The 26,945-nt window shown below is 65.5% G+C and carries 26 protein-coding genes; 16 read left to right on the forward strand and 10 right to left on the reverse strand.

Annotated features, from left to right (window positions below; genetic code table 11):
• Positions 1-32 precede the first annotated feature (32 nt).
• From FBX97_RS10845 to FBX97_RS10855, 3 genes are read right to left on the reverse strand one after another with little or no spacing between them, the layout of a single operon-like run.
• On the reverse strand, positions 33-641 hold the full coding sequence (locus tag FBX97_RS10845) for a DUF2946 family protein (protein ID WP_141831472.1): 609 nt from the start codon (positions 639-641) through the stop codon (positions 33-35).
• A complete protein-coding gene (locus FBX97_RS10850) occupies positions 634-1,680 on the reverse strand; it encodes a YheT family hydrolase (RefSeq protein WP_141831474.1) in 1,047 nt (348 codons plus the stop codon). Before FBX97_RS10850 ends, FBX97_RS10845 begins: the two co-directional genes overlap by 8 nt.
• A 12-nt stretch (positions 1,681-1,692) precedes the next feature.
• On the reverse strand, positions 1,693-1,887 hold the full coding sequence (locus tag FBX97_RS10855; protein WP_141831476.1) for a zinc-finger domain-containing protein: 195 nt from the start codon (positions 1,885-1,887) through the stop codon (positions 1,693-1,695).
• Positions 1,888-2,066: 179 nt separating this feature from the next.
• Here FBX97_RS10855 and FBX97_RS10860 point away from each other — a divergent pair, with 179 nt between their 5' ends.
• The 12 genes from FBX97_RS10860 (at position 2,067) to FBX97_RS10915 (ending at position 14,925) form a co-directional block, all read left to right on the forward strand.
• On the forward strand, positions 2,067-2,816 hold the full coding sequence (locus FBX97_RS10860) for an AzlC family ABC transporter permease (RefSeq protein WP_141831477.1): 750 nt from the start codon (positions 2,067-2,069) through the stop codon (positions 2,814-2,816).
• Entirely contained in the window at positions 2,809-3,153 is a 345-nt protein-coding gene (locus FBX97_RS10865) for an AzlD domain-containing protein (protein WP_141831479.1), read from the forward strand. Before FBX97_RS10860 ends, FBX97_RS10865 begins: the two co-directional genes overlap by 8 nt.
• A 41-nt stretch (positions 3,154-3,194) precedes the next feature.
• Entirely contained in the window at positions 3,195-4,397 is a 1,203-nt protein-coding gene (locus FBX97_RS10870; protein WP_141831481.1) for a phosphoglycerate kinase, read from the forward strand.
• A gap of 56 nt (positions 4,398-4,453) precedes the next feature.
• Positions 4,454-5,923, forward strand: a complete 1,470-nt coding sequence (pyk, locus tag FBX97_RS10875; RefSeq protein ID WP_141831484.1) for a pyruvate kinase — start codon at positions 4,454-4,456, stop codon at positions 5,921-5,923.
• A gap of 105 nt (positions 5,924-6,028) precedes the next feature.
• Entirely contained in the window at positions 6,029-7,093 is a 1,065-nt protein-coding gene (gene fba / locus FBX97_RS10880; RefSeq protein WP_141831486.1) for a class II fructose-bisphosphate aldolase, read from the forward strand.
• Positions 7,094-7,287: 194 nt separating this feature from the next.
• Positions 7,288-8,184 carry a phosphoribosylaminoimidazolesuccinocarboxamide synthase gene (locus FBX97_RS10885; protein WP_141831488.1) on the forward strand — a complete coding sequence of 299 codons (897 nt, stop codon included), beginning with the start codon at positions 7,288-7,290 and terminating at the stop codon, positions 8,182-8,184.
• Between the two features lie 3 nt (positions 8,185-8,187).
• Positions 8,188-8,688: a 5-(carboxyamino)imidazole ribonucleotide mutase gene (gene purE / locus FBX97_RS10890; protein WP_141831490.1), complete on the forward strand. Its 501-nt coding sequence runs from the start codon at positions 8,188-8,190 to the stop codon at positions 8,686-8,688.
• Positions 8,688-9,875 (forward strand): 5-(carboxyamino)imidazole ribonucleotide synthase, encoded by a 1,188-nt coding sequence (locus tag FBX97_RS10895; protein WP_141831492.1) that lies wholly within the window; start codon positions 8,688-8,690, stop codon positions 9,873-9,875. Before purE ends, FBX97_RS10895 begins: the two co-directional genes overlap by 1 nt.
• Positions 9,876-9,892: 17 nt before the next feature.
• A complete protein-coding gene (locus FBX97_RS10900; RefSeq protein WP_141831494.1) occupies positions 9,893-10,909 on the forward strand; it encodes an L-threonylcarbamoyladenylate synthase in 1,017 nt (338 codons plus the stop codon).
• Positions 10,910-11,092: 183 nt separating this feature from the next.
• Complete coding sequence (locus FBX97_RS10905; protein WP_141831496.1) at positions 11,093-12,604, forward strand: S9 family peptidase; 1,512 nt, start codon at positions 11,093-11,095, stop codon at positions 12,602-12,604.
• 213 nt (positions 12,605-12,817) lie between these two features.
• Entirely contained in the window at positions 12,818-14,188 is a 1,371-nt protein-coding gene (locus FBX97_RS10910) for an SGNH/GDSL hydrolase family protein (protein ID WP_141831498.1), read from the forward strand.
• A gap of 56 nt (positions 14,189-14,244) precedes the next feature.
• Entirely contained in the window at positions 14,245-14,925 is a 681-nt protein-coding gene (locus FBX97_RS10915; protein WP_141831500.1) for an OmpW family protein, read from the forward strand.
• A 78-nt stretch (positions 14,926-15,003) separates the two neighbouring features.
• On the opposite strand, the gene FBX97_RS10920 is transcribed toward FBX97_RS10915, so the two are convergent.
• Positions 15,004-16,197: an acyl-CoA dehydrogenase gene (locus tag FBX97_RS10920; RefSeq protein WP_141831502.1), complete on the reverse strand. Its 1,194-nt coding sequence runs from the start codon at positions 16,195-16,197 to the stop codon at positions 15,004-15,006.
• A 139-nt stretch (positions 16,198-16,336) separates the two neighbouring features.
• On the reverse strand, positions 16,337-16,837 hold the full coding sequence (locus FBX97_RS10925; RefSeq protein WP_141831504.1) for a flavin reductase family protein: 501 nt from the start codon (positions 16,835-16,837) through the stop codon (positions 16,337-16,339).
• A 129-nt stretch (positions 16,838-16,966) separates the two neighbouring features.
• Here FBX97_RS10925 and msrA point away from each other — a divergent pair, with 129 nt between their 5' ends.
• A complete protein-coding gene (gene msrA / locus FBX97_RS10930; protein WP_141831506.1) occupies positions 16,967-17,506 on the forward strand; it encodes a peptide-methionine (S)-S-oxide reductase MsrA in 540 nt (179 codons plus the stop codon).
• A 68-nt stretch (positions 17,507-17,574) separates the two neighbouring features.
• Here msrA and FBX97_RS10935 read toward each other — a convergent pair whose 3' ends face one another.
• Together FBX97_RS10935 and pdxH are read right to left on the reverse strand one after the other, a co-directional pair.
• Complete coding sequence (locus FBX97_RS10935; protein WP_370457222.1) at positions 17,575-18,795, reverse strand: class I SAM-dependent methyltransferase; 1,221 nt, start codon at positions 18,793-18,795, stop codon at positions 17,575-17,577.
• A gap of 47 nt (positions 18,796-18,842) precedes the next feature.
• Complete coding sequence (pdxH, locus tag FBX97_RS10940; protein WP_141831508.1) at positions 18,843-20,069, reverse strand: pyridoxamine 5'-phosphate oxidase; 1,227 nt, start codon at positions 20,067-20,069, stop codon at positions 18,843-18,845.
• Positions 20,070-20,168: 99 nt separating this feature from the next.
• Here pdxH and tcdA point away from each other — a divergent pair, with 99 nt between their 5' ends.
• Genes tcdA through cysK form a run of 3 tightly spaced genes read left to right on the forward strand, consistent with a single transcriptional unit; the run spans position 20,169 to position 22,601 of the window.
• Positions 20,169-21,095 (forward strand): tRNA cyclic N6-threonylcarbamoyladenosine(37) synthase TcdA, encoded by a 927-nt coding sequence (tcdA, locus tag FBX97_RS10945; protein WP_141831510.1) that lies wholly within the window; start codon positions 20,169-20,171, stop codon positions 21,093-21,095.
• A gap of 33 nt (positions 21,096-21,128) precedes the next feature.
• Positions 21,129-21,626 (forward strand): FKBP-type peptidyl-prolyl cis-trans isomerase, encoded by a 498-nt coding sequence (locus FBX97_RS10950; protein WP_141831512.1) that lies wholly within the window; start codon positions 21,129-21,131, stop codon positions 21,624-21,626.
• Between the two features lie 30 nt (positions 21,627-21,656).
• Entirely contained in the window at positions 21,657-22,601 is a 945-nt protein-coding gene (gene cysK, locus FBX97_RS10955; RefSeq protein WP_141831514.1) for a cysteine synthase A, read from the forward strand.
• Between the two features lie 76 nt (positions 22,602-22,677).
• Here the strand turns inward: cysK and FBX97_RS10960 are convergent, their stop codons facing one another.
• The 3 genes from FBX97_RS10960 to FBX97_RS10970 form a co-directional block, all read right to left on the reverse strand.
• Positions 22,678-23,679: a cation diffusion facilitator family transporter gene (locus FBX97_RS10960; protein ID WP_141831516.1), complete on the reverse strand. Its 1,002-nt coding sequence runs from the start codon at positions 23,677-23,679 to the stop codon at positions 22,678-22,680.
• Positions 23,676-23,990 (reverse strand): helix-turn-helix transcriptional regulator, encoded by a 315-nt coding sequence (locus FBX97_RS10965; protein ID WP_141831518.1) that lies wholly within the window; start codon positions 23,988-23,990, stop codon positions 23,676-23,678. Before FBX97_RS10965 ends, FBX97_RS10960 begins: the two co-directional genes overlap by 4 nt.
• A 109-nt stretch (positions 23,991-24,099) precedes the next feature.
• Positions 24,100-26,931, reverse strand: a complete 2,832-nt coding sequence (locus tag FBX97_RS10970; protein WP_141831519.1) for a pitrilysin family protein — start codon at positions 26,929-26,931, stop codon at positions 24,100-24,102.
• Positions 26,932-26,945 lie beyond the last annotated feature (14 nt).

A 26,945-nucleotide genomic window follows, 5' to 3' on the forward strand; every position in this document is an offset into this window, starting at 1 on the left:
AATAAAATGTCGATGAGGCTGCCGCTGTGAAATTATTTCGCAGTGGCGCCCGTCAGCTTGTCGGGGCGCTGCACGTAGCCGAAACGCTGCGCTGCTTCCTGCGCCGCCAGCCGCGCGACCGCCACGTCGCGATCCTGCCAGCGCAGCGCCAGCTTGCCCTCCGCGCCTTCCAGCCAGCCCAGCAGGGCATCGTCCGCCACCGGGCGGCCATCCAGCGTCATCATTTGCAGCATCTGCGCCACATCGCGGTCGTCGAGCTGTGCCAGCACGTCGCCGGCCTGCACGACGATGGCGCCGGCGTCGGTCATGAAAGCCTGGTCGATCGCGCCGATGGCTTGCCCGGTCTGCAGCACCAAGCCCTGCTGCGGGTCGGTGCGCGCAATGAAAGGCGTCGCTTCGAGGTTCACGTAGACGCGCTGCGGTCCGTTCTGGAAATACCAGCAGCCGCGCTCGTCGGACAGGTAGTTGCGGTTGATGAAGCCGACCAGCGCGCTGTTGGTCAGCTTGTCGCCCGGCGCGTCGGCACGCTGGGCGGCCTCGTCGCGCATGCGCCAGGTGCCGCGGGCATCGAGTGCCAGCCAGCCATAGCAGTGGGGCACGTTTGGCCATTTGGCCATCGCTTGCAGAACAATGTCATCCATGGATGGAGCTTCGCACAGTTGCGGGGGCACCGGCGCGCGCATCGCGGCCGGCCCGCGACCCGTCGAAGAAGTGCAGGATGCGCCGTGCCAGCCAGTCGATGCGCCCGGGGAAGGGGCCGGTCGGAAAGCCGACGTGGCCGCCGGTCTCGGTGTACTGGAGGGTGACCGCTTTCGATGCGCTGGTCGGCAGGAACTGTCCCGGCATGAAGGGATCGTTGCGCGCGTTCAGTATCAGCGTCGGGACGGTGATGTCGTGCAATACGTGCTTGGCGCTGGCGCGGTGCCAGTAGTCGTCGGTGTCGCGGTAGCCGTGCAGGGGCGCGGTGACGACGTTGTCGAAGCTGTACAGGTCGGTCGCGGCGAGCAGTTTGTCGCGGTCGAACAGGCCGGGATAGCGTTCCAGCTTGGCCAGCGCCTTGGGCTTGAGCGTTTGCAGGAACATGCGCGTATAGAGGCGGTTGAAGCCGCGCGACAGGGCGGCGCCGCCGGCCGCCAGGTCGAGCGGGGCGGAGACGCTGACGGCGGCGTCGACGATGCCGGCGCCCTGCTGCTGCTCGCCCAGCCAGCGCAGCAGGGCGTTGCCGCCCAATGATACGCCGGCAACGTAGAACGGACCGGGGTAGCGCGGGCGCAGGCGGCGGATGATCCAGTCGAGTTCCTGGGCGTCGCCCGAGTGGTAGAAGCGCGGCGCCAGGTTGGCTTCGCCCGAACAGCCGCGAAAATGCGGGATCGCGCCATGCCAGCCGCGCGCCTTTACCAAGGCCATCAGGGCGCGCGCGTAATGGCTGTTCGATGAGCCTTCGAGGCCGTGGAACAGCATCACGCAGGGCGCGCCGGGCTCGCCGTCGATCAGGTCGACGTCGATGAAATCCTGGCCGCAGGGCGTGTCCCAGCGCTCGCGCCGGAACGCGACCGCGGGTTTCCTGATGGCGGTGGCCGGGTAGATCGTCTGCAGGTGCCCGCCGGGCAGCCATGCCGGTGCGCGGTAATGGAGGAGCTCGCTGCAGTCCGCGCAATAAGCGGTGTCACCCCGGGCCACGATGTACTTATATTAGTGGTGGCCCAGCGTGGTGCCCGGTGCCAGGCGATACTGGGTACCGCAGTACGGGCACTTGGCGTTGCCGTCGTGGTCGAAATCCAGGAAGACGCGCGGGTGGGACGACCACAGCGGCATGGCCGGGTTCGGGCAGTAGGCCGGCAGGTCCTTGGCTTCTAATTGAACCGCAGCGATGGTCTTATCGTTCATTTTCTCTCCGGGAGCATGATCACTAAAACCACGATTCTAACGGATTCATAGTGCATGCTGGAATGCTTCTGTAGAATGGCAAGCCGATAATATTGTCGCGCCGACTTCCCGCACCGTTTGATGGCCCGTTCCGCTTCGCCTGCCCAGCTTTACCCCCATCCACGTTGCAGCTGCGCGACATGAACGAGGCGCATCCGCACCCCGGCCAGCAGCTCGACGCCTGGGACCGGCATTATCCCGACAGCTGGCGCGACGGCGTCCGCACCGGCCTGCCGACCCTGCTCGGTATCGCCGCCTGGGGCATGGTGGTCGGCGTGGCGATGGTGAAGAGCGGCTTGAGCGTGTGGCAGGCGAGTGCAATGACCCTGGTCGCCTTCGCCGGCTCGGCCCAGCTGGCCTCGCTGCCGCTGATCGCCGCCGGCGCCCCGGTCTGGGTCATCTTTGCCACCGCGCTGGTGGTCAACCTGCGCTTCGTGATCTTTTCCGCCTTGCTCGGCCCCCATTTCGCGCACCTGCCGCTGCGCCAGCGCGTGTTCTACGGCTATATCTCGGGCGACGTGTCGATTGCCCTGTTCCTGCAGCGCTATCCGGAACCGGCACGGGCCCCCGGCAAACTCTCCTTTCTGCAAGGCCTGCTGGTGCCGAACTGGTGTTCCTGGCAGGCGGGTTCGCTGATCGGCATCTTCCTGGGCAGCACCATCCCGACCGAGTGGCAGCTCGGCTTTGCCGGCACCCTGGCCATCCTGTGCGTGATGATCCCGCTGGTCATCAACAGCGCTGCCTTGTGCGGCGTGCTGGTGGCCGGCACGGTGGGCGTGCTGACCCATGGCTTCCCGTACAAGCTGGGCCTGCTGGCAGCGGTGGTGGCCGGCATGGCCAGCGCGATGGCCTTCGAAGCTGCCACGAGCCGCGGGAGGCAGCATGGCTGACTGGGAAATCTGGGTCGTCATCGGCGTGCTGGGCGTGGCCACGGCGCTGACCCGCAGCGCATTCTGGGTGGTCGGCCACCGTGTGACGATTCCGCCGCGGGTGCAGGCGATGCTGCGCTATGCCCCGACCTGCGCGCTGGCAGCCGTCATCGGCCCCGACCTGGTGCTGGGGCCAGGTGGCGAGGTGCTGCTCACGCCCGCCAATCCAAAGCTGCTGGCCGGCATCGCCGCGCTTGGCTTTTATCTGTGGCGGCGTAATATGTTGCAGACAATTGTATTTGGGATGCTGGTGTTCACTCTGTTGCGTGTTTCTCATGTTTTTGAAAACACCCTCTAATGTAGAATAACGTTTTTTCATCCATCTCAATACGACTCACCATGGCCGTTCTGAATTTCACCCGTCTGCAAGACCTGATCGACCAAGATGCGCTTAAGGCTAAGCGCGTCTTCATCCGCGCCGACCTGAACGTGCCGCAGGATGACGCCGGCAACATCACTGAAGACACGCGCGTGCGCGCTTCGGTTCCCGCGATCCGCGCTGCGCTTGATGCCGGTGCGGCCGTGATGGTGACTTCCCACCTGGGCCGTCCGACCGAGGGCGAATTCAAGCCGGAAGACAGCCTGGCGCCGGTCGCCAAGCGCCTGTCCGAGCTGCTCGGCCAGCCGGTCGAGCTGAAGCAGAACTGGGTCGACGGCGTGGACGTGGCGCCGGGCCAGGTCGTGCTGCTGGAAAACTGCCGCGTGAACAAGGGTGAGAAAAAGAATGCGGACGAGCTGGCCCAGAAGATGGCCAAGCTGTGCGACATCTACGTCAACGACGCCTTCGGCACCGCGCACCGCGCCGAAGCCACCACCCACGGCATCGCGAAATTCGCGCCCGTGGTGGCGGCCGGTCCGCTGCTGGCGGCCGAACTGGATGCGCTGGGCAAGGCGCTGGGCGCGCCGCAGCGTCCGCTGCTGGCGATCGTCGCCGGCTCGAAAGTGTCGAGCAAGCTGACCATCCTGCAGAGTTTGGCCGACAAGGTCGACAACCTGATCGTCGGCGGCGGCATCGCCAACACCTTCATGAAGGCCGTCGGCCTGAACGTCGGCAAGTCGCTGATGGAAGCCGACCTGGTCGGTGAAGCCAAGGCCATCATCGACAAGATGGCCGCGCGCGGCGCCACCGTGCCGATCCCGGTCGACGTCGTATGCGCCAAGGAATTCTCGCCGACCGCCGCCGCCACCGTCAAAGACGTGGCCGACGTCGCGGACGACGACATGATCCTGGACATCGGTCCGAAAACCGCAGCCCAGCTCGCCGAACAGATCGGGCAAGCCGGCACCATCGTCTGGAACGGCCCGGTCGGCGTGTTCGAGTTCGACCAGTTCGCCGAAGGCACCAGGACGCTGGCCAACGCGATCGCCGCGTCGAAGGGCTTCTCGATCGCGGGCGGCGGCGATACCCTGGCTGCCATCGCAAAATATAATATTGCCGACAAAATCGGCTATATCTCGACCGGCGGCGGCGCCTTCCTCGAGTTCCTCGAAGGTAAGACGCTTCCGGCAGTCGAGATCCTGCTGCAACGCAGCAAACAATAAAAGAGACCCCAGCGCAGCCCAACAGGCTGCGCTTTTACTTAGTTCAAGGACAATCCATGTACCGTGGCACCAAGATCGTAGCAACCATCGGCCCTGCTTCGACCGACTTCGATATTCTCGTCAAAATGATCCGGGCGGGCGTCGACGTCGTGCGCCTGAATTTCTCGCACGGAAAAGCGCAGGACCATATCGACCGGGCTGCCCTGGTACGCCGTGCCGCCGCCGAATGCGGCCGCGAAGTCGCCATCATGGCCGACATGCAGGGTCCGAAGATCCGCGTCGGCAAGTTCGAAAACGGCAAGATCAACCTGAACAACGGGGATGCATTCATCCTGGACGCCAAGTGGGGCGATAACGGCGAGCTGGGCAACCAGGAACGCGTCGGCCTCGACTACAAGGCGCTGCCGCGCGACGTCAAGCCGGGCGACCGCCTGCTGCTGAACGACGGCCTGATCGTGCTGATCGTCGACCGCGTCGTCGGCAGCGAGATCTATACCACTGTCAAGGTTGGCGGCGAACTGTCCAACAATAAAGGTATTAACCGCCAGGGCGGCGGCCTGACCGCGCCGGCGCTGACCTCGAAGGACATGGAAGACATCAAGACCGCGATGAGCTTCCAGGCCGACTATCTCGCCATTTCCTTCCCGAAGAGCGCGACCGACATGGAGATGGCGCGCCAGCTGGCCAACATCGCCGGCGAGCCGTTCAACCACAAGCCGATGATGATCGCCAAGATCGAGCGCGCCGAAGCGATTCCTGTGCTGCAGGAAATCCTGGACGCCTCCGACGGCATCATGGTCGCCCGCGGCGACCTGGCGGTCGAAGTCGGCAACGCGGCCGTGCCGGCGCTGCAGAAGCGCATGATCCGCATGGCACGCGAATCGAACAAGCTGGCGATCACCGCGACCCAGATGATGGAGTCGATGATCGTCAACGCGGTCCCGACCCGCGCCGAAGTGTCGGACGTGGCCAACGCCGTGCTGGACGGCACCGACGCCGTCATGACCTCGGCCGAGACCGCATCGGGCAAGTACCCGATCGAAACCGTCGAGATGATGTCGGCGATCTGCGTCGAAGCCGAGCGTTCCGAGTACAACAAGCTGGAAGCCGACTTCCTGAACGTGCAGTTCACCCGCATCGACCAGTCGATCGCCTACGGCACCCTGTTCACCGCGCACCACCTGCGCGTGAAGGCGATCGTGGCGCTGACCGAGTCGGGCTCGACCGCGCTGTGGATGAGCCGCCATTCGATCGACACCCCGATCTACGCACTGACGCCGTCGCAGACAACGCAGCGCAAGGCGTCGCTGTACCGTAACGTGCAAGCATTCCACCTGCTGCAGGAAGGCGGCAGCCACGCGGTGCTGCGCAAGGCCGAGGAACTGCTGATGCGCGAAGGTGTCGTACGCAAGGGCGACCTGATCGTTGTGACCTGGGGCTCGCCGATGGGCCAGGCCGGCGGCACCAACGCACTCAAGATCGTGCGCGTGGGCGATGCAGAGAATTTTTTGAAGGAATCCTCGTAAAACCTTAGCGTGGTCCGCGTGCCTGCCGGACGAGTGACGGCGGGCATGCGCAGCAGGGTTTCACAGGCTTCCGTACCGGTTTTTTTTATTGTATGGAGCTAAACAATGGCACTCGTATCAATGCGTCAATTGCTGGATCACGCCGCCGAACACGGCTATGCGCTGCCGGCATTCAACGTCAACAACCTGGAGCAGGTGCAGGCCATCATGGCTGCCGCCGACCAGACCGGTAGCCCGGTCATCATGCAGGCTTCGGCCGGCGCCCGCAAATATGCCGGCGAAGCTTTCCTGCGCCACCTGATCGACGCCGCCGTCGAAGCCTACCCGCACATCCCGGTCGTGATGCACCAGGACCACGGCCAGTCGCCGGCGGTCTGCATGGCGGCGATCCGTTCGGGCTTCTCGTCGGTCATGATGGACGGCTCGCTGGAAGCCGACGGCAAGTCGGTCGCTTCGTACGAATACAACGTCGAAGTGTCGAAAGAGGTCGTGAAGTTCGCGCACTCGATCGGCGTGACCGTCGAAGCCGAACTGGGCGTGCTCGGTTCGCTGGAAACCATGAAGGGCGACAAGGAAGACGGCCACGGCGCGGACCGCATCATGACCCGCGAAGAACTGCTGACCGACGTCGCGCAAGCTGCCGACTTCGTGGCGCGCACCCAGTGCGACGCGCTGGCCATCGCCATCGGCACCTCGCACGGCGCCTATAAATTCACCCGCAAGCCGACCGGCGACATCCTGGCCATCGACCGCATCAAGGAAATCCACGCGCGTATCCCGAATACCCACCTGGTGATGCATGGTTCGTCGTCGGTGCCGCAGGACCTGCTGGCGATCATCCGCGAATTCGGCGGCGACATGAAGGAAACCTACGGCGTGCCGGTCGAAGAGATCCAGGAAGGCATCAAGTACGGCGTGCGCAAGGTCAACATCGACACCGACATCCGCCTGGCGATGACCGCTGCGATCCGCCAGTACCTGTTCCAGAACCCGTCGAAGTTCGACCCGCGCGACTACCTGAAGCCGGCACGCGAAGCGGCAACCCAGATCTGCAAGGCACGCTACATCGCCTTCGGCTGCGAGGGCATGGCGGCGAAGATCAAGCCGATTCCGCTGGATAAGATGGCTGAGCGTTACAAGGCTGGTGAGCTGGCGCAGATTGTTCAGTAAATAGCGCAATAACGGTACAGTAGTAATAACCGTTAGCCGTAAAACCGTCGCCCCTGCCTTCGCAGGGGCGACGGCGCTTAATGCAGCGGCAATAGCAGAATGACGTAAAATATCGCTTTGGCACCGGCTGAGCCCAGCCATTGCCCACTCTACCGGCACTGTTGCCGGTTTCGCTTTATCAAGACACGCCCTCTATGAAAAGCCTTTACCAGTCCACGATTTCCTCCCTGCCATTGCTCGGCCACGGCAAGGTCCGCGACAACTATGCTGTCGGCGACGACAAGATCCTGATCGTCACCACCGACCGCCTGTCGGCCTTCGACGTCGTCATGAACGAACCGATCCCGGGCAAGGGCATGGTGCTGAACCAGATGAGCGACTTCTGGTTCGAGAAGCTCGGCCACATCGTGCCGAACCACCTGACCGGCGTGGCGCCGGAATCGGTGGTGGCGCCCGAGGAAGTGGACCAGGTCAAGGGCCGCGCCGTGGTCGCCAAGCGCCTGAAGCCGATCCTGGTGGAAGCCGTAGTGCGCGGCTACATCATCGGTTCGGGCTGGAAGGATTACCAGGCCACCGGCAGCGTCTGCGGCATCGAATTGCCGAAGGGGCTGCGCCAGGCCGACAAGCTGCCCGAGCCGCTGTTCACGCCGGCCGCCAAGGCCGACCTCGGCGAGCACGACGAAAACATCAGCTTTGCCGAGATGGAGCAACGCATCGGCGCCGAACTGGCCGCCAAGATGCGCGACATCAGCATCCAGCTGTACAAGACCGCGGCCGAGTACGCGGCCACGCGCGGCATCATCATCGCCGACACCAAGTTCGAATTCGGTCTCGACGAGAACGGCGTGATGCACCTGATGGACGAAGTGCTGACCGCGGACTCGTCGCGCTTCTGGCCGGCCGATTCGTACGCACCGGACATGTCGCCGCCGTCCTTCGACAAGCAGTTCGTGCGCGACTACCTGGAAACCCTGACCGAGTGGAAGAAGACCCCGCCGGCCCCGCCGCTGCCGCAGGACGTCATCGAAAAAACCCAGGCCAAGTACTTCGAAGCCATCGAACGCCTGACCGGCGACAAGCTGAAGGCCTGAACGATGACGGATCAAACCAAGCCCCTGGTCGGCGTGATCATGGGTTCCAGCTCCGACTGGGACGTGATGCAGCACGCAGTCAACATGCTCAAGCAGTTCGGCGTGCCGTATGAAGCGCAGGTGATCTCGGCGCACCGCATGCCGGACGAAATGTTTGCGTATGCCGAAAGTGCGCGTGCGCGCGGCTTGCGCGCCATCATCGCCGGTGCCGGTGGGGCTGCCCACCTGCCGGGCATGGTGGCTGCCAAGACCATCGTGCCGGTACTCGGCGTGCCGGTGCCGTCGAAATACCTGCGCGGCGAGGATTCGCTGCTGTCGATCGTGCAGATGCCGAAGGGCGTGCCGGTGTCGACCTTCGCCATCGGCGAAGCCGGCGCCGCGAATGCCGCGCTGACCGCGATCGCCATCATCGCCACCGTCGACGATGCCCTGGCTGCCAAGCTCGACGAATTCCGCGCCCAGCAGACCGCCGCCGCCAAGGCCATGATTCTTCCTTCCGAATAATGAGTGATCCTGTTTTCCTGCCCACCGCCAACCCGCCGACCTGGCTGGGCGTGATGGGTGGCGGCCAGCTCGGCCGCATGTTCGCCCAGGCCGCGCAAGCCATGGGTTACCGCGTCGCCGTGCTGGAGCCGTCCGCCGATTGTCCGGCAGGGCAGGTCGCCGAGCGCCTGGTCGAGGCCGGCTATGAAGATGCGGCCGGCCTGGACGCGCTGGCGGCGCAATGCCTGGCCGTCACCACCGAATTCGAAAACGTACCGGCCGGCAGCCTGTCGCGCCTGGCCGGCAGCGTGTTCGTGGCACCGAACGCCCACGGCGTGTCGGTGGCCCAGGACCGCATCGCCGAAAAGACCTTCTTTGTCGACTGCGCGCCGAAGTCGGGCGTGATGCCGGCGCCGCACAAGGTGATCGCCTGCCTGGAGGACATCGACGCCATCGGCGACGAGCTGTTGCCCGGCATTCTGAAAACCGTGCGCATGGGCTACGACGGCAAGGGCCAGGTGCGCGTGCGCTCGCGCGAAGACGTGCGCGCAGCCTTTGAATCGATGGGGCAGGTGACTTGCCTGCTCGAGAAGATGCTGCCGCTGGCCTATGAAATCTCGGTGTTGACGGCGCGCGGCGCCGATGGCGCATCTAGCGTGTACCCGATCGCCGAGAACGTGCACCGCGACGGCATCCTGTTCACCACCACCGTGCCGGGTCCGAACGTGGCCGACGACTGCGCGCGCAAGGCGCAGGCGGCGGCGCGCGCCATCGTGGCCGAGCTCGGTTACGTCGGCGTGCTGTGCATCGAATTCTTCGTGCTGAACGACGGTTCGCTGGTCGTCAACGAGATGGCGCCGCGTCCGCACAACAGCGGCCACTACACGATGGACGCCTGCGTGACGAGCCAGTTCGCGCAGCAGGTGAGGGCGATGGCGCGCTTGCCGCTGGGCGATTGTCGCCAGCACTCGCCGGCCGTGATGCTGAACATCCTGGGTGACGTCTGGTTCAACGGCGACACCGACACGCCGCGCCAGCCGGCCTGGGACCAGGTGCTGGCGCTGCCCGGCGCCAACCTGCACCTGTACGGCAAGGACGATCCGCGCCGCGGCCGCAAGATGGGCCACGTGACCTTTGTCGCGCCGACGCTGGCCGAGGCGCAGGCGCAACTGGAAGCGGCCTGCGCCATCCTGGATATTCCGCTGTGACCCGCGCTGTGACCGATATGCACGACCCCGTCATCATGCAAGCCGCGGCCGCGCTCGACGCCGGCCAGCTGGTCGCGTTTCCGACCGAAACCGTGTACGGCCTCGGCGCCGATGCCGAGAACCCGGCCGCGGTGGCATCGATCTACGCGGCCAAGGGCCGGCCCCAGGATCACCCGGTGATCGTGCACGTGGCGCCCGGCGCTTCGCTCGATTACTGGACCACCGACGTGCCACCGGAAGCACGCCAGCTGGCCGACGCCTTCTGGCCGGGCCCGCTGACCATGATCCTGAAGCGCGCGCCGAACATCCCGGATGCGGTGTCCGGCGGCCAGGACACGGTCGGCATCCGCTGCCCGTCGCACCCGGTGGCGATCGCGCTGCTGCAAGCGTTCAAGAATGGCAAGGGCGGGGTGGCGGCGCCGTCGGCCAACAAATTCGGCCATGTCAGCCCGACCACGGCCCAGCACGTGCGCGACGAGTTCGGCGACGACCAGCGCCTGGCAGCCGTGCTGGACGGCGGCCAGAGCGAGGTCGGCATCGAATCGACGATCGTCGACCTGTCGCGCCTGGCCACCCATGGTCCGGTGCTGCTGCGTCCCGGCCACATCAGCGCCGAGGCGATCGCCGCCGTGATCGACCGGCTGCCGGCGCGTCCGGACGCCGCGGCACCGCGCGCCTCCGGCACCCTCGAATCGCATTACGCGCCGCACACGCCGGTAGCGATGCAGGACAGCGCCGCGCTGGCCGATACGCTGGCACGCCTGGCCGGTGCCGGCCGCAAGGTCGCGCTCATTCATTATTCGGCGATGCCGGCGGTACATGCCGCCGTGCAGTTGCCGGCCACCCCGGAAGGCTTCGCCCACGCCCTGTACGCGGCGCTGCGCGCGATGGACGGGACCGGTGCCGACCTGATCCTGGTCGAAGCACCGCCGCAAGAGGGCGCCTGGCTCGGCGTCAACGACCGCCTGCGCCGCGCGGCGCACGGGTCGAGCGGCATCGTGCACGGGCTGATAAACAACACTCCGGCGTTTTAATCCAGGGCAATACTGTTCAAAAATCGATGCACGGTGCATGCTTGGCGTACTGCTGAGTATCCACCGTGCAATTTTTTTGCTGCCAGTGTCAGCCAATTCCGTTGTTAGCCCAAGCACGTCGCGGTAACCATATAAGCGTGCGTTATCGCTGCTCGTCGCTTTGACCGTTTATCCGAAAAATTCATGCGTTCCGTGACTACCCTGGGCCTCACCCTCGGCCTGGGCATCCTGCTTGCCGCCTGCAGCGGCGGCACCACTACCGGCGGCACCCCGACCGGCGTCCCGAATCCCGATCCGCTGCCCGGCGCCACCCGCGGCAGCCTGGTGGCCCAGGCCGCCGCGGTCCCGGTCTCCGCCGCGGGCAATGCGCTGACCACGCTGTCGCCCGGGGTGCTGGCCGGCTTCCTCGAATCCGAACAGACCGGCACCCTGGCCGTGGCCGGCCAGCCGCAGTGTTCGGTGTCGATCTACCGGCTGCGCTACAACACCGTCGGCGGCGCCGGCGAGGCGACCGATGCCAGCACGGCCATCTTCGTGCCGTCCGGCGGCGGCGCCTCGTGCAGCAATTCGCGGCCGGTGCTGCTGTATGCGCACGGCACTTCGCTGCAAAAGTCCTACGACATGGCGGACATCGGCAACAATACCGAGGCGCGCCTGGTCGCGGCCGTGTTCGCCGCCCAGGGCTTCATCGTGGTGGCGCCCAACTACACCGGCTACGGCGGCTCCGCGCTCGGCTATCACCCCTACCTCGACCGGGTGGCGCAGTCGGCCGACATGATCGATGCCCTGCGCGCGGCGCGCGGCAGTTTCAATGCGATCGGCGTGCGCGATTCCGGCAAGCTGCTGGTGAGCGGTTACTCGCAGGGCGGCTACGTGGCGCTGGCGACCCAGCGCGCGATGCAGGAGCAGGGCGGCGGCGAATTCACGCTGACGGCGGCGTCCGGCATGTCCGGCCCGTATGCGATCAGCCGCTTCGGCGACGAGCTGTTCGGCGGTGCGCCGCGCAACGGCGCCACCGTGATCGTGCCGATGATCATCAACGCCGGCCAGCACGCCAGCGGCGCGCTGTACCGCACGCCGGCCGACATCTACGAAGCGCAATATGCCGGCACGATTACCGACCTGGTGCCGGGCACGCTCGGCAGCAGCGACCTCGTCAGCCAGGGCAAGCTGCCGGCCAGCGCACTGTTCGCCGCCGACTCGCTGCCGCCGGCCGCCGGCTACACCGGGTATTTCGGCGCGAACAACCTGATCCGCAGCGACTACCGCGCCGGCTACCTGGCCGACCTCGCCACCCATCCGTGCGAGGCCGGCAGTGCCACGCCGCTGGCCTGCGCACCGGAACACATGCTGCGCAAGTGGCTGGTACGGAACGATCTGCGCAGCTACACGCCGGCGGCGCCAACACTGTTGTGCGGCGGCCACGACGACCCGACCGTTCCTTACTTCAATACGACGAGTGCGAGTGCCTACTTCCAGGCCCACGGCAGCCGGATTACCGAGCTCGACATCGACGACACGCCCAGCCTGAACGACCCCTTCCGTACGGCCAAGGCCGGCTTCGTGGCAGCCAAGGCGATCCTGCGGGCGGCGTCCGGCAGCAGTTCGGTCGCGTCGAGCTATCACGCCGGGCTGGTGGCGCCGTTCTGCATGGCCGCCACCCGTGATTATTTTCAGGCGCAACTCGCACGATGATGCAAAGCAAGATTCGATATCGCAAGCCCAGCAGCGTTGATATAATCGCCGGCGCTGCCGGAGTGATCGCTGACGGCCTGCGGATTGTTGTTGTATCTCATGTATGGCCGGGAAACCATTTTTCTATACAACCGGTCTGAACACTGGCATAGTTATCGAAATACGAATAGCACGGGCGTTCGTTTTAGAGAAAAAATCAACTTAGGAGACAAAATGCGTAAGACCTCATTTGCGCTCGCGCTGCTGACCGCAGCCGTCCTCACCGCTTGTGGCGGCACCGATCCGCGCCCCGGCGACCAGACGCCGAAGACCAAGTTCAGCCAGCAGGTCGCGTTCGGCGACAGCCTGTCCGACGTCGGCTCTTATGCTGTCGGCGGCGTCGCGGCACAGGGCGGCGGGCAGTACACCATCAATGGCGACATCACTTCCGTCAATCCTGAACTGACCGGCAAGAACTTCACCGCCGTGCTCGCTGCCCAGCTCGGCTTGCCGGCGCCGTGCGCCGCACAGACTGGCCTGCAGGGCACCTCGTCGACCAATCCGGCGCTGAATTTCTCGGTGCCGGTCGTGATGAACGCCAACTGCTTCAACTACGCCCAAGGCGGCGCCCGCGTGACCAATCCGATCGGCCCGGGCAACCGCGCGCTCTCGGCAGCCAACGCGCCTGTGGTGCTGGGCGCTACGACGGTGCCTGTCGTGACCCAGATCGCCAATCACCTGGCCAAGGCCGGCGGCAAATTCAGCGGCACCGAACTGGTCGTCGTGACAGCCGGCGGTAACGATGTGCTGGAACAGTTGGGCGAGCTGTCGGCGGGTGCGACCGCCGCCGGCGGCGTCGCGCTGATCACCAGCCTGGTGACCCAGCTGGCACCGGGTATCCCTGCAGCCAACGGCGCGGACATCGTCAAGAACGCGGCCGGCCAAGCCGCCGCCGCGGCCGGCAGTACCCCGCAAACCATCATCGCAGCCGCGATCGGTGCCGCTGCACGGGCAGGTCACCCGACTGCCGTTGCCAACCAGGCCACGATCGGCGCCACCGCCGGCACCGCCGCCACCAGCGCCGGCCTGCAATACTCGGCCGACCATAGCAAGGATGTGGTCACGGCCCTCGGTACCGCCGGCGCCGAACTGGCTGTGCTGGTCAAGACCCAGATCGTCGCCAAGGGCGCCACCTACGTGGTCGTGAACAACCTGCCGGACGTCTCGATCGCGCCGTCGGTGCTGGCACAGTCGGCCGACACCCAGAAGCTGGTCGCCACCATGGTCTCGACCTTCAATGCCCAGCTGAAGGCCGGCCTCGGCGACGACGCCAAGATCCTGTACGTCGACCTGGCCACCGTCAGCCACGACCAGGCCGTCAACCCGGCCCCGTACGGCCTGACCAACACCAAGGACACGGCTTGCGTCGTAAGCGACGTCACCAAGAATCCGCTGAGCTCTTCGCTGGTCTGCACCAAGAACAACCTGATCAGCGGCGACGTCAGCCACTACATGTTCGCCGACGGCGTGCACCCGACCCCGTTCGAGTACGCCCTGATCGCGCGCTACATCCTGCTGCAGATGAGCGGCAAGGGCTGGATCTGATTCACGACAGGCCCGTCCGGTGGGCGGGCCGTACATCATAAGAAACAGGAGATTCCATGAAAATTCGTACCAACGTCGTGAAACTGCTGGTCGCTGCGGGCGCCCTGGCCCTGGCCGGTAGCGCCGCGGCGCAATCGAAGGGCCAGTTCACCGTGTCGCTCGGTGCCAACCAGCTCAAGCCGAAAGTCGAAAGCGGCGCCATTTCCGCACCGGCACTGCCGAACTCGATCGGCGACGTCGGCAAGGATACCCAGCCGATCGCCGTCATCACTTACGGCCTGACCGACAACATCTCGGTCGAGACCGCCGTCGGCACCCCGTACAAGCACAAGATCTATGGCGCCGGCGCGATTGCAGCCGGTGGTGAACTGGGTTCGGTCAAGGCGTTGCCGGCTGTCGCCCTGCTGCAATACCGCTTCTTCGAGCCGAACGCACGCTTCCGTCCGTACGTCGGCCTGGGCGTCACCTACGCCATGTTCCAGAAGGAAACCGGTTCGTTCCGCATGACCGCGCTGACCAATCCGGGCGGCGGCGTACCCACCACCTTCAAGATCGACGACAAACTGACCGTGTCGGGCCAGATCGGCGCCCAGTTCAACGTCAACGAAAAGTGGTTCCTGAACGCGTCGTACATCAAGACCAAGCTGCGCACCGACGTGCATTTCTCGACCAACCAGACCCAGCACATGAAGCTGGATCCGGACTCCTTCATCGTGTCGGTGGGCTACAAGTTCTGAGCCTGCTCCAGCGCCTCGAGGACAGCCATGAAAAAACCCGCTTCGGCGGGTTTTTTCATGGGCCGAAGAAGACCGCGATCAGAACGCCGCGATCCCCGTCTGCGCCCGCCCCAGGATCAGCGCGTGGATGTCGTGCGTGCCTTCATAGGTATTCACCACTTCCAGGTTGACCATGTGGCGGATGATCCCGAACTCGTCCGAGATGCCGTTCCCGCCCAGCATGTCGCGCGCCAGGCGCGCCACGTCCAGCGCCTTGCCGCAGGAATTGCGCTTCATGATCGACGTGATTTCCACGGCCGCCGTGCCTTCGTCCTTCATGCGGCCCAGGCGCAGGCAGCCCTGCAGGCCGAGGATGATCTCGGTCTGCATGTCGGCCAGCTTCTTCTGCACCAGCTGGTTGGCGGCGAGCGGCTTGCCGAACTGCTGGCGGTCGATGACGTACTGGCGCGCGATGTGCCAGCAGGCTTCCGCGGCGCCGAGTGCGCCCCAGGCGATGCCGTAGCGGGCCGAATTCAGGCAGGTGAACGGACCTTTCAGGCCGCGCACGTCCGGGAAGGCGTTTTCTTCGGGGCAGAACACCTCGTCCATGACGATCTCGCCGGTGATCGAGGCACGCAGGCCGAACTTGCCGTGGATGGCCGGCGCCGACAAGCCCTTGAAACCCTTTTCCAGCACGAAGCCGCGGATCGCGCCCTCGTCGTCCTTGGCCCAGACCACGAACACGTCGGCCACCGGGGAATTGGTGATCCACATTTTCGAGCCGCTCAGCGAATAGCCGCCGTCGACCTTGCGCGCGCGCGTGACCATCGAACCCGGATCGGAGCCGTGGTTCGGCTCGGTCAGGCCGAAGCAGCCGATCCATTCGCCGGTGGCCAGTTTCGGCAGGTATTTCTGCCTGGTCGCTTCGTTGCCGAATTCATAGATCGGCACCATCACCAGCGACGATTGCACACTCATCATCGAGCGGTAGCCGGAATCGACGCGCTCGACTTCGCGCGCGATCAGGCCGTAGCTGACGTAATCCAGGCCGGGGCCGCCGTACTGTTCGGGGATGGTCGGGCCGAGCAAGCCCAGTTCTCCCATCTCGCGGAAGATCGACGTGTCCATGGCTTCGTGGCGGAAGGCTTCCAGGATGCGCGGCTGCAGCTTGTCCTGGCAGTAGGCCGCGGCGGCGTCGCGCACCATGCGCTCCTCGTCGTTCAGCTGCTGGTTCAGCAGCAGCGGGTCATCCCAGTGGAACTGGGCCTTGCGGGGCGAATCGGAACGGGTCATGACTATCCTGTCTCAGAAGATGCTTGAATGATCGGTGGGCGGTCTGCGCCGCCGCGGTGCCTGGTCATTATAGAAATCTGGACAGGAGGGTGCTTGTCAAACTGCGACAGGCATTTTCGTTTTTCAGCTGGGCGTTAGCTCAGGTACTGCCGAATTTTCCGCCATGGAAGATCAGCGCCGGCTGCGGCTGCACCGCGCAATCCTCGACTTCGCCGACGAAGATCACGTGGTCGCCTTCCGGGTAGCGGCTGCGGTTGTGACATTCGAACCAGGCGCTGACGCCTTTTAATATCGGCTGGCCGGTGCGCGACAGTTCGAACTCGGCGCTGTCGAAGGGATCGGTGCCGCGCCGGGAAAACAGGCGCGCCAGCTCTTCCTGGCCGGCTGACAGCACGTTGATCACGTAGTGCGAGTTGCCGCTGAAGATGGGCAGGCTGTTGGCCCCGTTCGACAGGCTCCACAGCACCAGCGGCGGCTCCAGCGACACCGAATTGAACGAACTGGCGGTCAGGCCGCGGTAGCTGCCGTCGGCCAGGCGCGTCGTGATCACGGTGACGCCGGTGGCGAACTGGGACAGGGCCTGGCGAAAATGCGCGGAATCGAAGCCGCGCTCGGTGGCGCGGGGAGATCTGGTGTTCATTTGCGCATTATGCCACCAATAACACTCTGACACGCTTCACTCGGGGTCGGCTTCATGGACGGCCGCCACGGGGTTATAGTTTCGATTACAGTGAAACCATGAAAAACCTTTTGTTGTCGAGGAGTTCGTATGAGCCAGCAGTCAGCCACTGAAGTGGCCATCCTGGGCGGCGGCTGCTTCTGGTGCACCGAGGCGGTGTACCTGGAAGCGCGCGGCGTGACGCGTGTCGAGTCCGGCTACATGGGCGGCGACATCCCGCATCCCACGTATGAACAGGTGTGCGCCGGCACCACTGGCCATGCGGAAGTGATTCGCCTGGAATTCGATCCGAATGTGATCAGCTACCGCGACATCCTGGAAATCTTCTTCACGATCCATGACCCGACCACGCTGAACCGGCAGGGCAACGACGTCGGGACCCAGTACCGTTCGGTGATCTTTACCACCTCGCCAGAGCAGGAAGCGACGGCGCGCCAGGTGATGGCCGAGATGGCCTCGGTGTGGGACGCACCGCTCGTGACCCAGCTGTTGCCGCAGCAGCAGTGGTACAAGGCCGAGGACTATCACCAGAATTATTTTGCCCAGCATCCGCTGCAGGGCTATTGCGCGTTCGTGGTGGCGCCGAAGGTGGCAAAGTTCCGGACGATGTTCACGGAGCGCTTGAAGTGACCCGTCGTCCCCGCCTTCGCGGGGAGTCGTTTCGGGCACTGCCCGGAACGACGTATTGGCGTTAACGCTTATTGATACATATACCGCCGCGACCACGGCATCTGCGCCGGATCCTGTCCCGCCTTGCCGCACACGATCTGGTACAAGCTGATCCAGTCGTGCGCAAACGCATACGCGCAGCCGGCCAGGTAGACGTGCCAGATGCGGAAGGTCCTGGGCTCCGCGATCTGGCGGATGCGTTCGGCGTTGCGCTCGAAATTCTCGGCCCACAGCGCGCAGGTGCGGGCGTAGTGGCGGCGCAGGTTTTCCACGTCGCGCACTTCCAGGCCGCCTTCCTGCATGGTGCGGATCACGGTCGAGAGGTGGGCCAGTTCGCCGTGCGGGAACACGTATTTGTCGATGAAGTCGCCGCCGCCGTAGGGACTGGAGCGCTGTTCGATGTCGCTGGTCGTGATGCCGTGGTTCATCACCACGCCGCCCGGCGCCAGCAGCTTGTCGACGCGGCCGAAGTATTCCGCCAGGTGCTGCACGCCGACGTGCTCGAACATGCCGACGCTGGTAATACGGTCGAACTCGCCACCGACGTCGCGGTAATCCTGCAGCCGGATCTCGATGCGGTCCTGCAGTCCCGCCTGCGCCACCCGTTCGCGCGCCAGTTCGAACTGTTTTTCCGACAGCGTGACGCCGACGCAGCGGGCGCCGAATTTCTGCGCCGCGCGGATCACCAGCGCCCCCCAGCCGCAGCCGATGTCGAGCAGGGTGTGGCCCGGCTGCACGCCGATCTTGGTGAGGATGTGGTCGATCTTCTTGACCTGGGCCGTGGCCAGGTCCTCGTCGCCGTTTTCGAAGTAGGCACAGGAATACACCATGGCCGGATCGAGGAACTGGCTGTAGAACTCGTTCGAGACGTCGTAGTGGTAGCGGATCGCTTCCGCATCCTTTTCGCGCGTGTGCGGCGACACCAGACGCAGCGCGGCGCTGGCCACGCGGTTGGGCGTGCGCGCCGGCTTGCCGGTCGATTCGGCCAGTGCATTGCCGACCTGGATCATGTCGGCCGCATGCCCTTCGATCTCGAGCGCACCCTCGACGTAGGCTTCGCCCAGGCGGTCGAGCGAGGGCGAGAGCAGGTAGCGCAGCCCGCCCGGGCTGGGGACGCGGATCTTTACGCGCGGCGGTTTGTCGGGCGAGAGGTCGATATGGTCCCCATTCCACAACTCCACGCGCAAGGGCAGGTTGAACTTTTCACGGACGCCTCTGGTCCAGGCGGATAACTTGATCTGGTCGAACACGCACATTCCTCCGGCTGCGCCGGCCATGTGCTTGGGTCAGGGCCGGCTTACGGTTGCAATCGTTGCCGCGTCCAGCTGCCATCTTCCTGCCGCGTATACACGATGCGGTCGTGGAAGCGTGAACGCCGCCCCTGCCAGAACTCGATCCGTTCCGGCACCAATCGAAACCCGCCCCAGTTGGATGGCCGCGGCGGCGCTTCGCCATACTGGCGCGCCGTCTCCTCGTAGTTGTGCTCGAGTGCGGCGCGGCTGGCAATTGGCGCGCTTTGCTCCGACGCAATCGCCGACAACCGGCTCTTCAGTGGCCGGCTATTGAAGTACTTATCGCTTTCCTCGGCTGAGGTGCGCTCGACAGTTCCTTCGATCCGCACCTGCCGTTCAAGTTCACTCCAAAAGAATAACAGACATGCAAAAGGTTTGCTGGAGAGCTCTTTGCCTTTCTGGCTGTCGTAGTTCGTGTACCAGGTGAAGCCGCGCGCGTCGAACTGCTTGACCAGCACGATGCGCGAACTCGGCCGCCCGTCGGCACCGACGGTCGCCACGCTCATCGCATTCGGCTCGTTCACTTCGGCCTTCAGCGCTTCCTCGAACCAGCGCGTGAACTGCAGGATGGGATCGGCATCCACGCCGTTCTCGTCGAGGCTGGCCTGGCCGTAATCCTTGCGCAGGTCGGCCACGCGCTCGCCGATGGCTTTCGACACCGGTTCGCAGGCCGAGGCGGTGGCCGCGTTGGCGCCGGCGCCATCGATGCCGCGGCGCTGGCGCATGGCCTGGCCCAGCTGCGCCATCTGTTCCGGGCTGAACAGGCGCACGGCCATCGGCGCCATCGTGCTTTCCTCGCGCTCCATGTGGCTCAGGTAGCGCTGGCTGAAGCGCTGCACGGTGCTGGCCGACAGCTGCGTGCCGCTGCCGTCGGCGATCGCGGTCAATTGCTCGTGCAGGTCTTGCCACATGGCGTCCATGTCCTTGTGGTCCTGCAGGATGGCCGGCGCCAGCGCCTGCAGCGTGGCGGCATCCTCGCCCTGCGCCACCGCGCGCAGCATCGGGATCAGGTCCTGTTCCTCGTCGTCGTGGTGCAGGTGGGCGGCCTTTTCGAAGTACTTCAGCACCGCCTGCGCCGCCTGGCGTGCCTGTTCATCGGCGCCATGCTGTGGCAGATGCGTGAGCAATTGTTCCAGGGTCGAAAGCTGCTTGCGGATGCGTCCGTGGCAATGCTTGAGGACGGCAACCGGCTGGTCGAAATCGGGAGCGGGGTCGGGATGGAGCTGGGTCATGGTGGCTGTTGCGGACACGAGAATATGTCGCGAAAATTTGATTGACTGAAAGTTATTTTAGAGCAAGGAGCGCGCTTGCGTCCGGTAAAATGGCGGGCTATGACACCCAATACCACTTCCTTCATCGAATCGACTTTCGAAGACGAGGTCGACTTTGGTCGCCGCTTCGGCGGCATTGCCCGTCTGTATGGCGAGCGTGCACTGGAACGCTTCCGTGCGGCGCACGTTTGCGTGGTCGGCGTCGGCGGCGTCGGCTCCTGGATCGTCGAGGCGCTGGCACGCAGCGCGGTCGGCCGCCTGACGCTGATCGACCTCGACAACGTGGCCGAATCGAACATCAACCGCCAGATCCAGGCGCTGTCGACGACGATCGGCATGCCCAAGATCGAGGCCCTGAAGCAGCGCATCGCCCTGATCAATCCGTATTGCGAAGTCGAGCTGGTCGAGGACTTCATCGATCCGGACAACATTCCGCAGATGATCGGCAGTACGCGCGTCGATACGGCGCGTTTCGACTACGTCGTGGATGCGATCGACAGCGTCAAGGCCAAGGCCGCGCTGATCGCGTATTGCAGCGAACACGCGATTCCGCTGGTCGTGATCGGCGGCGCCGGCGGCCAGATCGATCCGACCAAGATCGAGGTGCGCGACCTGGCCCGTACCGAGCAGGAACCGCTGCTGAAAAAAGTGCGCAAGGTTTTGCGTTCGCGCTACGGTTTCGCCAAGGGTGAAAAGAACAAGTATCACATCGACGCCGTGTTCTCGATGGAACCGCTGCGCTATCCGGAAGCGGGCGATGCCTGCGCGATCGATCCGAACAGCATCACCGGCCTGAACTGCGCGGGCTTCGGTTCGAGCATGGTCGTGACCGCGACCTTCGGCATGGTGGCGGCCGGTCACATGCTGCGCAAGATGGCGGAGGAGGCGAACGCGGCCGTGGTCAAGCCTGTGGCCGCGCCGGCGTCGGTCGAGGCGATCGTCGAGACAGGCGATGCTGTGCAACTGGAAGAGGCCTTGTTATCATAGGATCAGTTTTTACTGATTCTTGAAAGAGGCACCATGATTCGTCGTATCGCTTTCCTGAGTCTGTTCCTGGCGGCCGCGGCCGCCAGTGCCCAGGACTCGACCCCATCCGCCGCCGGCCAGGCGGCTGCCGCCACCCCGGGCAGCACCCAGCAGACCACCGACACGCCGGCCGAGCAGGGCCCGCAAATCCAGAGCATCGACGTCAAGGTCGGTACCGGCAAGGAACTCGTGGTCGGCAACACCGCGGTGGTCAACTACACCGGCTGGTTCTACCGTCCGCTGGCCGCCAAGCAGCGCGGCCGCAAGTTCGACTCCTCGCTCAATCCGGGCCGCACCCCGCTGGAATTCCAGGTCGGCGCGCGCCAGGTCATCAAGGGCTGGGACCAGGGCGTGGTCGGCATGAAGGTCGGCGGCAAGCGCACCCTGATCATCCCGAGCGACCTGGCCTACGGCAAGCGCGGCGCGCCGGGCGGCTCGATTCCGCCGGATACCGACCTGATCTTCGACGTGGAACTGCTCGACGTCAAATAAGTCCAATCATTACTGGTGGGGAGTACGGCTATGCGCATTGCAAACGACGTCACTGAATTGATCGGCAATACCCCGCTGGTAAGGATCCGGCGCCTCGGCCGGGGGGGCGGTGCTGACGCAGTTGCCGATATATTGGCCAAGCTCGAGTTCTACAATCCGGCCCACAGCGTGAAGGACCGGATCGGCTGGGCCATGATCGAGGCGGCCGAGCAGGCCGGCAAGATCGGCCCGGACACCATCATCGTCGAACCGACCAGCGGCAATACCGGCATCGCGCTGGCCATGGTGTGCGCAGCGCGCGGCTACCGCTGCCGCCTCGTCATGCCGGAAACCATGAGCAACGAGCGGCGCATGCTGCTGCGTGCCTACGGTGCCGAACTGGTGCTGACGCCCGGTCCCGAAGGCATGCTGGGCGCGATCCGCCGCGCCGAGGAAATCGTGGCCGCCGACCCCAACTGCTTCATGCCGCAGCAGTTCAACAATCCCGCCAACCCCGAGGTGCACCGCCGCACCACCGCCGAGGAAATCTGGCGCGACACCGACGGCAAGGTCGACATCCTGGTGGCCGGCGTCGGCACCGGCGGCACCATCACCGGCGTGGCCGAAGTGATCAAGGCGCGCAAGCCCGGCTTCCGCGTCGTTGCGGTCGAGCCGGAAGCGTCGCCGATGCTGTCCAAGGGCACCAAGGGGCCGCACCCGATCCAGGGCATTGGCGCCGGTTTCGTGCCGCAGGTCCTGAATACCCACGCCTACGACGAAGTCATTACGGTGAGCAACGACGCCGCCTTCGAGACCGCCCGCGCGGCGGCACGCGAGGAGGGGCTGCTGGTCGGCATCTCGTCCGGCGCAGCGCTGTGGGCGGCCGTCGAGGTGGCCAAACGGCCGGAAAACGCGGGCAAGGTGATCGTGACGATCATTCCGTCGTTCGGGGAGCGCTACCTGAGTACTGCGCTGTTTGCCAACCTGGCAGGCTGATTGAAGCGGTTTGTAATCGCGTAGGGTGGACGGGAAACCCGTCCACTTACTGGTAACGCGGCATTTACCTTACTAATTAGTGTGCGTGAGCATGATCGTGATCGTGGTCATGATCATGATCGTGCTCGCCATGCGTCTCGCGCAGCGCACATCCTGCATGCCTGGTCGTCCCCTGCTCGACCTGCAGCGTGCAGTGATGAATCGAAAAGTCCTCGCGCAGCTGCGCGACGATGCCGTCGATCGTCGCATCGCCCGGATAACCGCCCGGCATCACCAGGTGCGCCGTTAGCGCCGTCTCGGTGGTGCTCATCGCCCAGATGTGGACGTCGTGCACCCCGGTCACGCCCGCTTGCGCTGCCAGGAAGGCATTGACCTTGCCGGCATCGACGTTGGCCGGCACGCCCGCCAGCGCCATCTGCACCGATTCCTTCATCAGCGACCAGGTGCCGGCCACGATGATGACCACGATCACCAGGCTGACCGCCGGGTCGAGCCAGGCCCAGCCTGTGTACATCACCACCAGGCCCGCCACCACCACGCCCAGCGACAGCGCGGCATCGGCCGCCATGTGCAGGTAGGCGCCGCGCACGTTGATGTCGTCCTTGCTGCCGGACATGAACAGCCAGGCCGAAAAGCCGTTGATCAGGACGCCGATGCCGGCCACGATCGACACCGTGGTGCCGGCCACCGGCTCGGGGTGGGCGAAGCGCAGCACGGCTTCCCAAGCGATCGCGCCGCAGGCCACCATCAGCAGCAGGGCGTTGAGCAGGGCCGCCAGGATCGAGCTGCCGCGCAGGCCGTAGGTGAAGCGGCGCGTCGGCGCGCTCCTGGTCAGCAGCGCGGCGCCCCAGGCCAGGATCAGCCCGAGCACGTCGGACAGGTTGTGGCCGGCGTCGGCCATCAGCGCGGTCGAGTTGGCGATGAAGCCGTAGACGAACTCGATCGCGACGAAGGCGGCGTTCAGGCCGATCGCCAGCACGAAGGCGCGGCCGGCATCGGCCGGGGGCGTGTGGCTGTGATGATGGCCGAAGCCATGGCCATGATCGTGGTCATGGCTGTGATCGTGGTGTTGGCTCATGCGTCGGGTCCTGTAGGTTCTGCGATGTGTTCGAACATGTTGGCGAGCAAGCCGCTGATGTGGGCATCGGCGGCCGCATAAAAGACCTGCTTGCCCTGGCGCTCGGCCTTGACGATGCGGGCGGCGCGCAGCAGTCGCAGGTGGTGGCTGACCAGTGAGCTGGACAGGTTCAGGGTGGCGGCGATGTCGCCCACGGCGGTCGGCTGCGCCAGGCAGGCGAGCACGATGCGCAGGCGGGTCGGGTCGCCCAGCAGGTGAAACAGATCGGCGAGCTCGTCGACCGCGTTGTCGGTGTCGTGTGGAATGCTCATGCTTAACGTTTGAAGAGGTGTTCACATGTTAAGCGCAGACGGGCAGGCAGAGCAAGCTTTACATGTTGGTGTGTCGGGTACGGGTAGGTGGGCGGCGGAGCCGCCCACCCTACGGTAATTGCCCATCGGCGTCGCGCAGTTCCGGCTGCCCGAGGCCCAGCGGCTGCAGCTGCGGCAGGATCTTCGCGCGGTCACCCACGGCGATCACCTTCATCCGCTCCGGTGGCAGGTATTTGTCGGCCACCGCCTGCACCTGCGCCGCCGTCACCCGGCGCAACTGGTCCGGCAGGCTGCGCCAGTAGTCGAGCGGCAGGTCGAACACATAGGTTTCGGCCAGGCTGGCGCCGATGCCGCTGTTGGTTTCGAACTGGCCCGGCAGCGAATACACCTGCGAGTCGCGTGCGCCGGCCAGTTCGGCGGCCGGCAGCGGCTGCTCGCGCACGCCGCGCACTTCCTTGAAGATTTCCGCCACCGAGGCGCCGGTGACGTCGGTGCGCACGCTGCCGGCGATCGTGAACGGGCCCGGCGTACGGCTGTAGCGCAATCCCGAGAACACGCCGTAGCTGTAGCCCTTGTCTTCGCGCAGGTTGAGGTTGATGCGGCTCGAGAACAGGCCGCCCAGCGCCGCGTTCATGACCTGCAAGGCCGGATAGTCCGGCGTCTTGCGGCTGGTGGCAAGCAGGGTGACGCGCAGCGCGGTCTGCGGCGCACCCGGCTTGTCGACGACGACCAGGCGCGCCTTGCTGCCGCCAGGCTGGCCGGTATCGGGCGCGGTGGCGGCGGCGCGCGGCCAGGCACCGAAGCGGGCGGTCGCCAGGGCCTGCAACTCGTCGCGCGTGACCGCCCCCGAGACGATCAGCGCCGCGTTGGAGGGTACGTAATGGCGGCGCCAGAAGCCGGCCAGCTCGTCGCGGGTGGTGGCGCGGATTGCCGGTTCGGTGCCGAGCTGGCCGTAGCCGTAGGGATGGCGCGGGCCGTACAGCGCGCCCGCTGCCGCCACTGCCGCCACCCGCGCCGGGTCGTCGCGCTGGCGTGTCAGTTCGCCCAGGCGCGCAGCGCGCTGGCGTTCCACTTCGGCGGTCGGAAAGGCCGGATGCTGGACCACGTCGGCCATCACGTCGAGGGCCGCGCCAAACGTCGAGCGCAGCGACAGCAGCGACACCGTCGATGCATCCGCCGTGCTGTCGCTGCCGAGGAAGGCGCCCAGCTGCGCGATCTCGTCGGCGATACGCGGCGCGCTGCGGGTCGCGGTACCTTCCTGCAGCAGCTGGGCGGTAAAGCCGGCCAGGCCCGGGTGGCCGTCCGGATTGGCGTCCGAGCCGCTCTTGACCACCAGCTCGGCCGCCACCAGCGGCAGCGCCGGGTTGTAGTGGTGGATGACGGTCAAGCCGTTGGGCAGCTTGAACGCTTCGCCGCCCGGCAGCGTGAAGGCGGGCGCCGGGCCGGCCTTTGGCGGCGAGCGGCGCCAGGCTTCGTCCCTGTTGATGCCGGCGACGGCTTTCGCCCTGGCCGCCTTCGCTGCCGGCTTGGTTGATGGCTTGGGCGTCGGAACGTCGGGCCCGAAGTCCGGCGTACCCGGCACGCCCGTCACCACCACGCGCGCATTCGGCTGCAGCCAGGCCTGGGCCACGCGCCGCACGTCGGCCGCGCTGACGCGGCGCAGGCGCTCCAGGTCGCGCGTCAGGTAGCCGGGATCGCCGGTGTACTGGTTGTACTGGTTCAGCTGGTTGGCGAGGCCGGCGCCGCCCAGTTTTTCGATCGAGGTCAGCATCGCCGTCTCGATGGTGTTGCGGGCGCGTTCGACTTCGGCGTCGGACGGGCCGACGTCGCGCAGCGCCTTCAGTTCGGCATCGATCGCGCCTTCCAGCTGGGCGCCGTCGATGCCGGGACGCGCGGTGGCGTCGATCATGAAGGTGGAAGTGAGCGCATACGAATTCTGCGAAGCCGCCACGTCCTGCGCGATCTGGCGTTCGTAGACAAGGCTTTTATACAGGCGTCCGGCCTTGCCGCCGGCCAGGATCTGGCCGGCGACCGCCAGCTCGGCGTCGCCCGGCTGGTAGACCGGCGGCGTCAGCCAGGCCATGTACACGCGCGGCAGTTCGATGCGGTCGGCCACCGTGATGCGGCGTTCGCGCGTGATCGGCGGCGTGGCTACCTTGGGTATGGCCACCGGCGCACTGCGCCTGAAACTGCCGAAGTACTTCGCCACCAGCGCATGTGCCCTGGCCTTGTCGATGTCGCCGGCAATCACGATGCTGGCGTTGTTGGGGCCGTAGTAGCGCTTGAAGAAATCGCGCACGTCCTTCAGTTTCGCGTTCTGGATGTCAGCGTGCGAACCGATCACCGAGGCGTAGTACGGGTGGGTCTGCGGGAACAGCGCATGGTTCATCGCTTCCTCGACGATGCCGTAGGGCCGGTTCTCGACGCTCTGGCGGCGCTCGTTGCGCACCACGTCCTGCTGGTTCGTCAGCGCCGTCTGGTCCAGCACGTCGAGCAGGTAGCCCATGCGGTCGGCATGCACCCACAGCGCCAGCTCGAGCTGGTTCGAGGGCACGGTGTCGAAGTAATTGGTGCGGTCGTAGTCGGTGCTGCCGTTGCTGTCGGTGGCGCCGGCGCCTTCCAGCAGGCGGTCGGCCTCGCCGCGCGGGATGTGGCGGGTGGCGGCGAACATCATGTGCTCGAACAGGTGGGCGAAGCCGGTCAGGCCGGGCGCCTCGTTGGCCGGACCGACGTGGTACCAGATGTTGACGGCGACGATGGGCAGGCGGTGGTCTTCGACCAGGATCACTTCGAGGCCGTTGGGCAGCACGGTCTTGTCGAAGGCGATGCGCGGCAGGGTGGCGTCGGCAGCCGCGGGCGATCCCTGGGGCGCCTGCGCTGCCGCCGGCAGGCCGGCCAGCGCCAGCAGGAGTGGGAACAGGCAGGGCAGGCGCGGTTTCATGGCGGCTCCGGTCG

Source organism: Herbaspirillum sp. SJZ107 (assembly GCF_006715485.1).
Classification (GTDB): Bacteria; Pseudomonadota; Gammaproteobacteria; order Burkholderiales; family Burkholderiaceae_D; genus Telluria.

Coding starts and splice junctions, on each gene's coding strand:
- FBX97_RS10845 (WP_141831472.1), bottom strand. CDS start 641: ATGGATGACATTGTTCTGCAAGCGATGGCCAAATGGCCAAACGTGCCC.
- FBX97_RS10855 (WP_141831476.1), bottom strand. CDS start 1,887: ATGAACGATAAGACCATCGCTGCGGTTCAATTAGAAGCCAAGGACCTG.
- FBX97_RS10860 (WP_141831477.1), top strand. CDS start 2,067: ATGAACGAGGCGCATCCGCACCCCGGCCAGCAGCTCGACGCCTGGGAC.
- FBX97_RS10865 (WP_141831479.1), top strand. CDS start 2,809: ATGGCTGACTGGGAAATCTGGGTCGTCATCGGCGTGCTGGGCGTGGCC.
- FBX97_RS10870 (WP_141831481.1), top strand. CDS start 3,195: ATGGCCGTTCTGAATTTCACCCGTCTGCAAGACCTGATCGACCAAGAT.
- pyk (WP_141831484.1), top strand. CDS start 4,454: ATGTACCGTGGCACCAAGATCGTAGCAACCATCGGCCCTGCTTCGACC.
- fba (WP_141831486.1), top strand. CDS start 6,029: ATGGCACTCGTATCAATGCGTCAATTGCTGGATCACGCCGCCGAACAC.
- FBX97_RS10885 (WP_141831488.1), top strand. CDS start 7,288: ATGAAAAGCCTTTACCAGTCCACGATTTCCTCCCTGCCATTGCTCGGC.
- purE (WP_141831490.1), top strand. CDS start 8,188: ATGACGGATCAAACCAAGCCCCTGGTCGGCGTGATCATGGGTTCCAGC.
- FBX97_RS10895 (WP_141831492.1), top strand. CDS start 8,688: ATGAGTGATCCTGTTTTCCTGCCCACCGCCAACCCGCCGACCTGGCTG.
- FBX97_RS10900 (WP_141831494.1), top strand. CDS start 9,893: ATGCACGACCCCGTCATCATGCAAGCCGCGGCCGCGCTCGACGCCGGC.
- FBX97_RS10905 (WP_141831496.1), top strand. CDS start 11,093: ATGCGTTCCGTGACTACCCTGGGCCTCACCCTCGGCCTGGGCATCCTG.
- FBX97_RS10910 (WP_141831498.1), top strand. CDS start 12,818: ATGCGTAAGACCTCATTTGCGCTCGCGCTGCTGACCGCAGCCGTCCTC.
- FBX97_RS10915 (WP_141831500.1), top strand. CDS start 14,245: ATGAAAATTCGTACCAACGTCGTGAAACTGCTGGTCGCTGCGGGCGCC.
- FBX97_RS10920 (WP_141831502.1), bottom strand. CDS start 16,197: ATGACCCGTTCCGATTCGCCCCGCAAGGCCCAGTTCCACTGGGATGAC.
- FBX97_RS10925 (WP_141831504.1), bottom strand. CDS start 16,837: ATGAACACCAGATCTCCCCGCGCCACCGAGCGCGGCTTCGATTCCGCG.
- msrA (WP_141831506.1), top strand. CDS start 16,967: ATGAGCCAGCAGTCAGCCACTGAAGTGGCCATCCTGGGCGGCGGCTGC.
- pdxH (WP_141831508.1), bottom strand. CDS start 20,069: ATGACCCAGCTCCATCCCGACCCCGCTCCCGATTTCGACCAGCCGGTT.
- tcdA (WP_141831510.1), top strand. CDS start 20,169: ATGACACCCAATACCACTTCCTTCATCGAATCGACTTTCGAAGACGAG.
- FBX97_RS10950 (WP_141831512.1), top strand. CDS start 21,129: ATGATTCGTCGTATCGCTTTCCTGAGTCTGTTCCTGGCGGCCGCGGCC.
- cysK (WP_141831514.1), top strand. CDS start 21,657: ATGCGCATTGCAAACGACGTCACTGAATTGATCGGCAATACCCCGCTG.
- FBX97_RS10960 (WP_141831516.1), bottom strand. CDS start 23,679: ATGAGCCAACACCACGATCACAGCCATGACCACGATCATGGCCATGGC.
- FBX97_RS10965 (WP_141831518.1), bottom strand. CDS start 23,990: ATGAGCATTCCACACGACACCGACAACGCGGTCGACGAGCTCGCCGAT.
- FBX97_RS10970 (WP_141831519.1), bottom strand. CDS start 26,931: ATGAAACCGCGCCTGCCCTGCCTGTTCCCACTCCTGCTGGCGCTGGCC.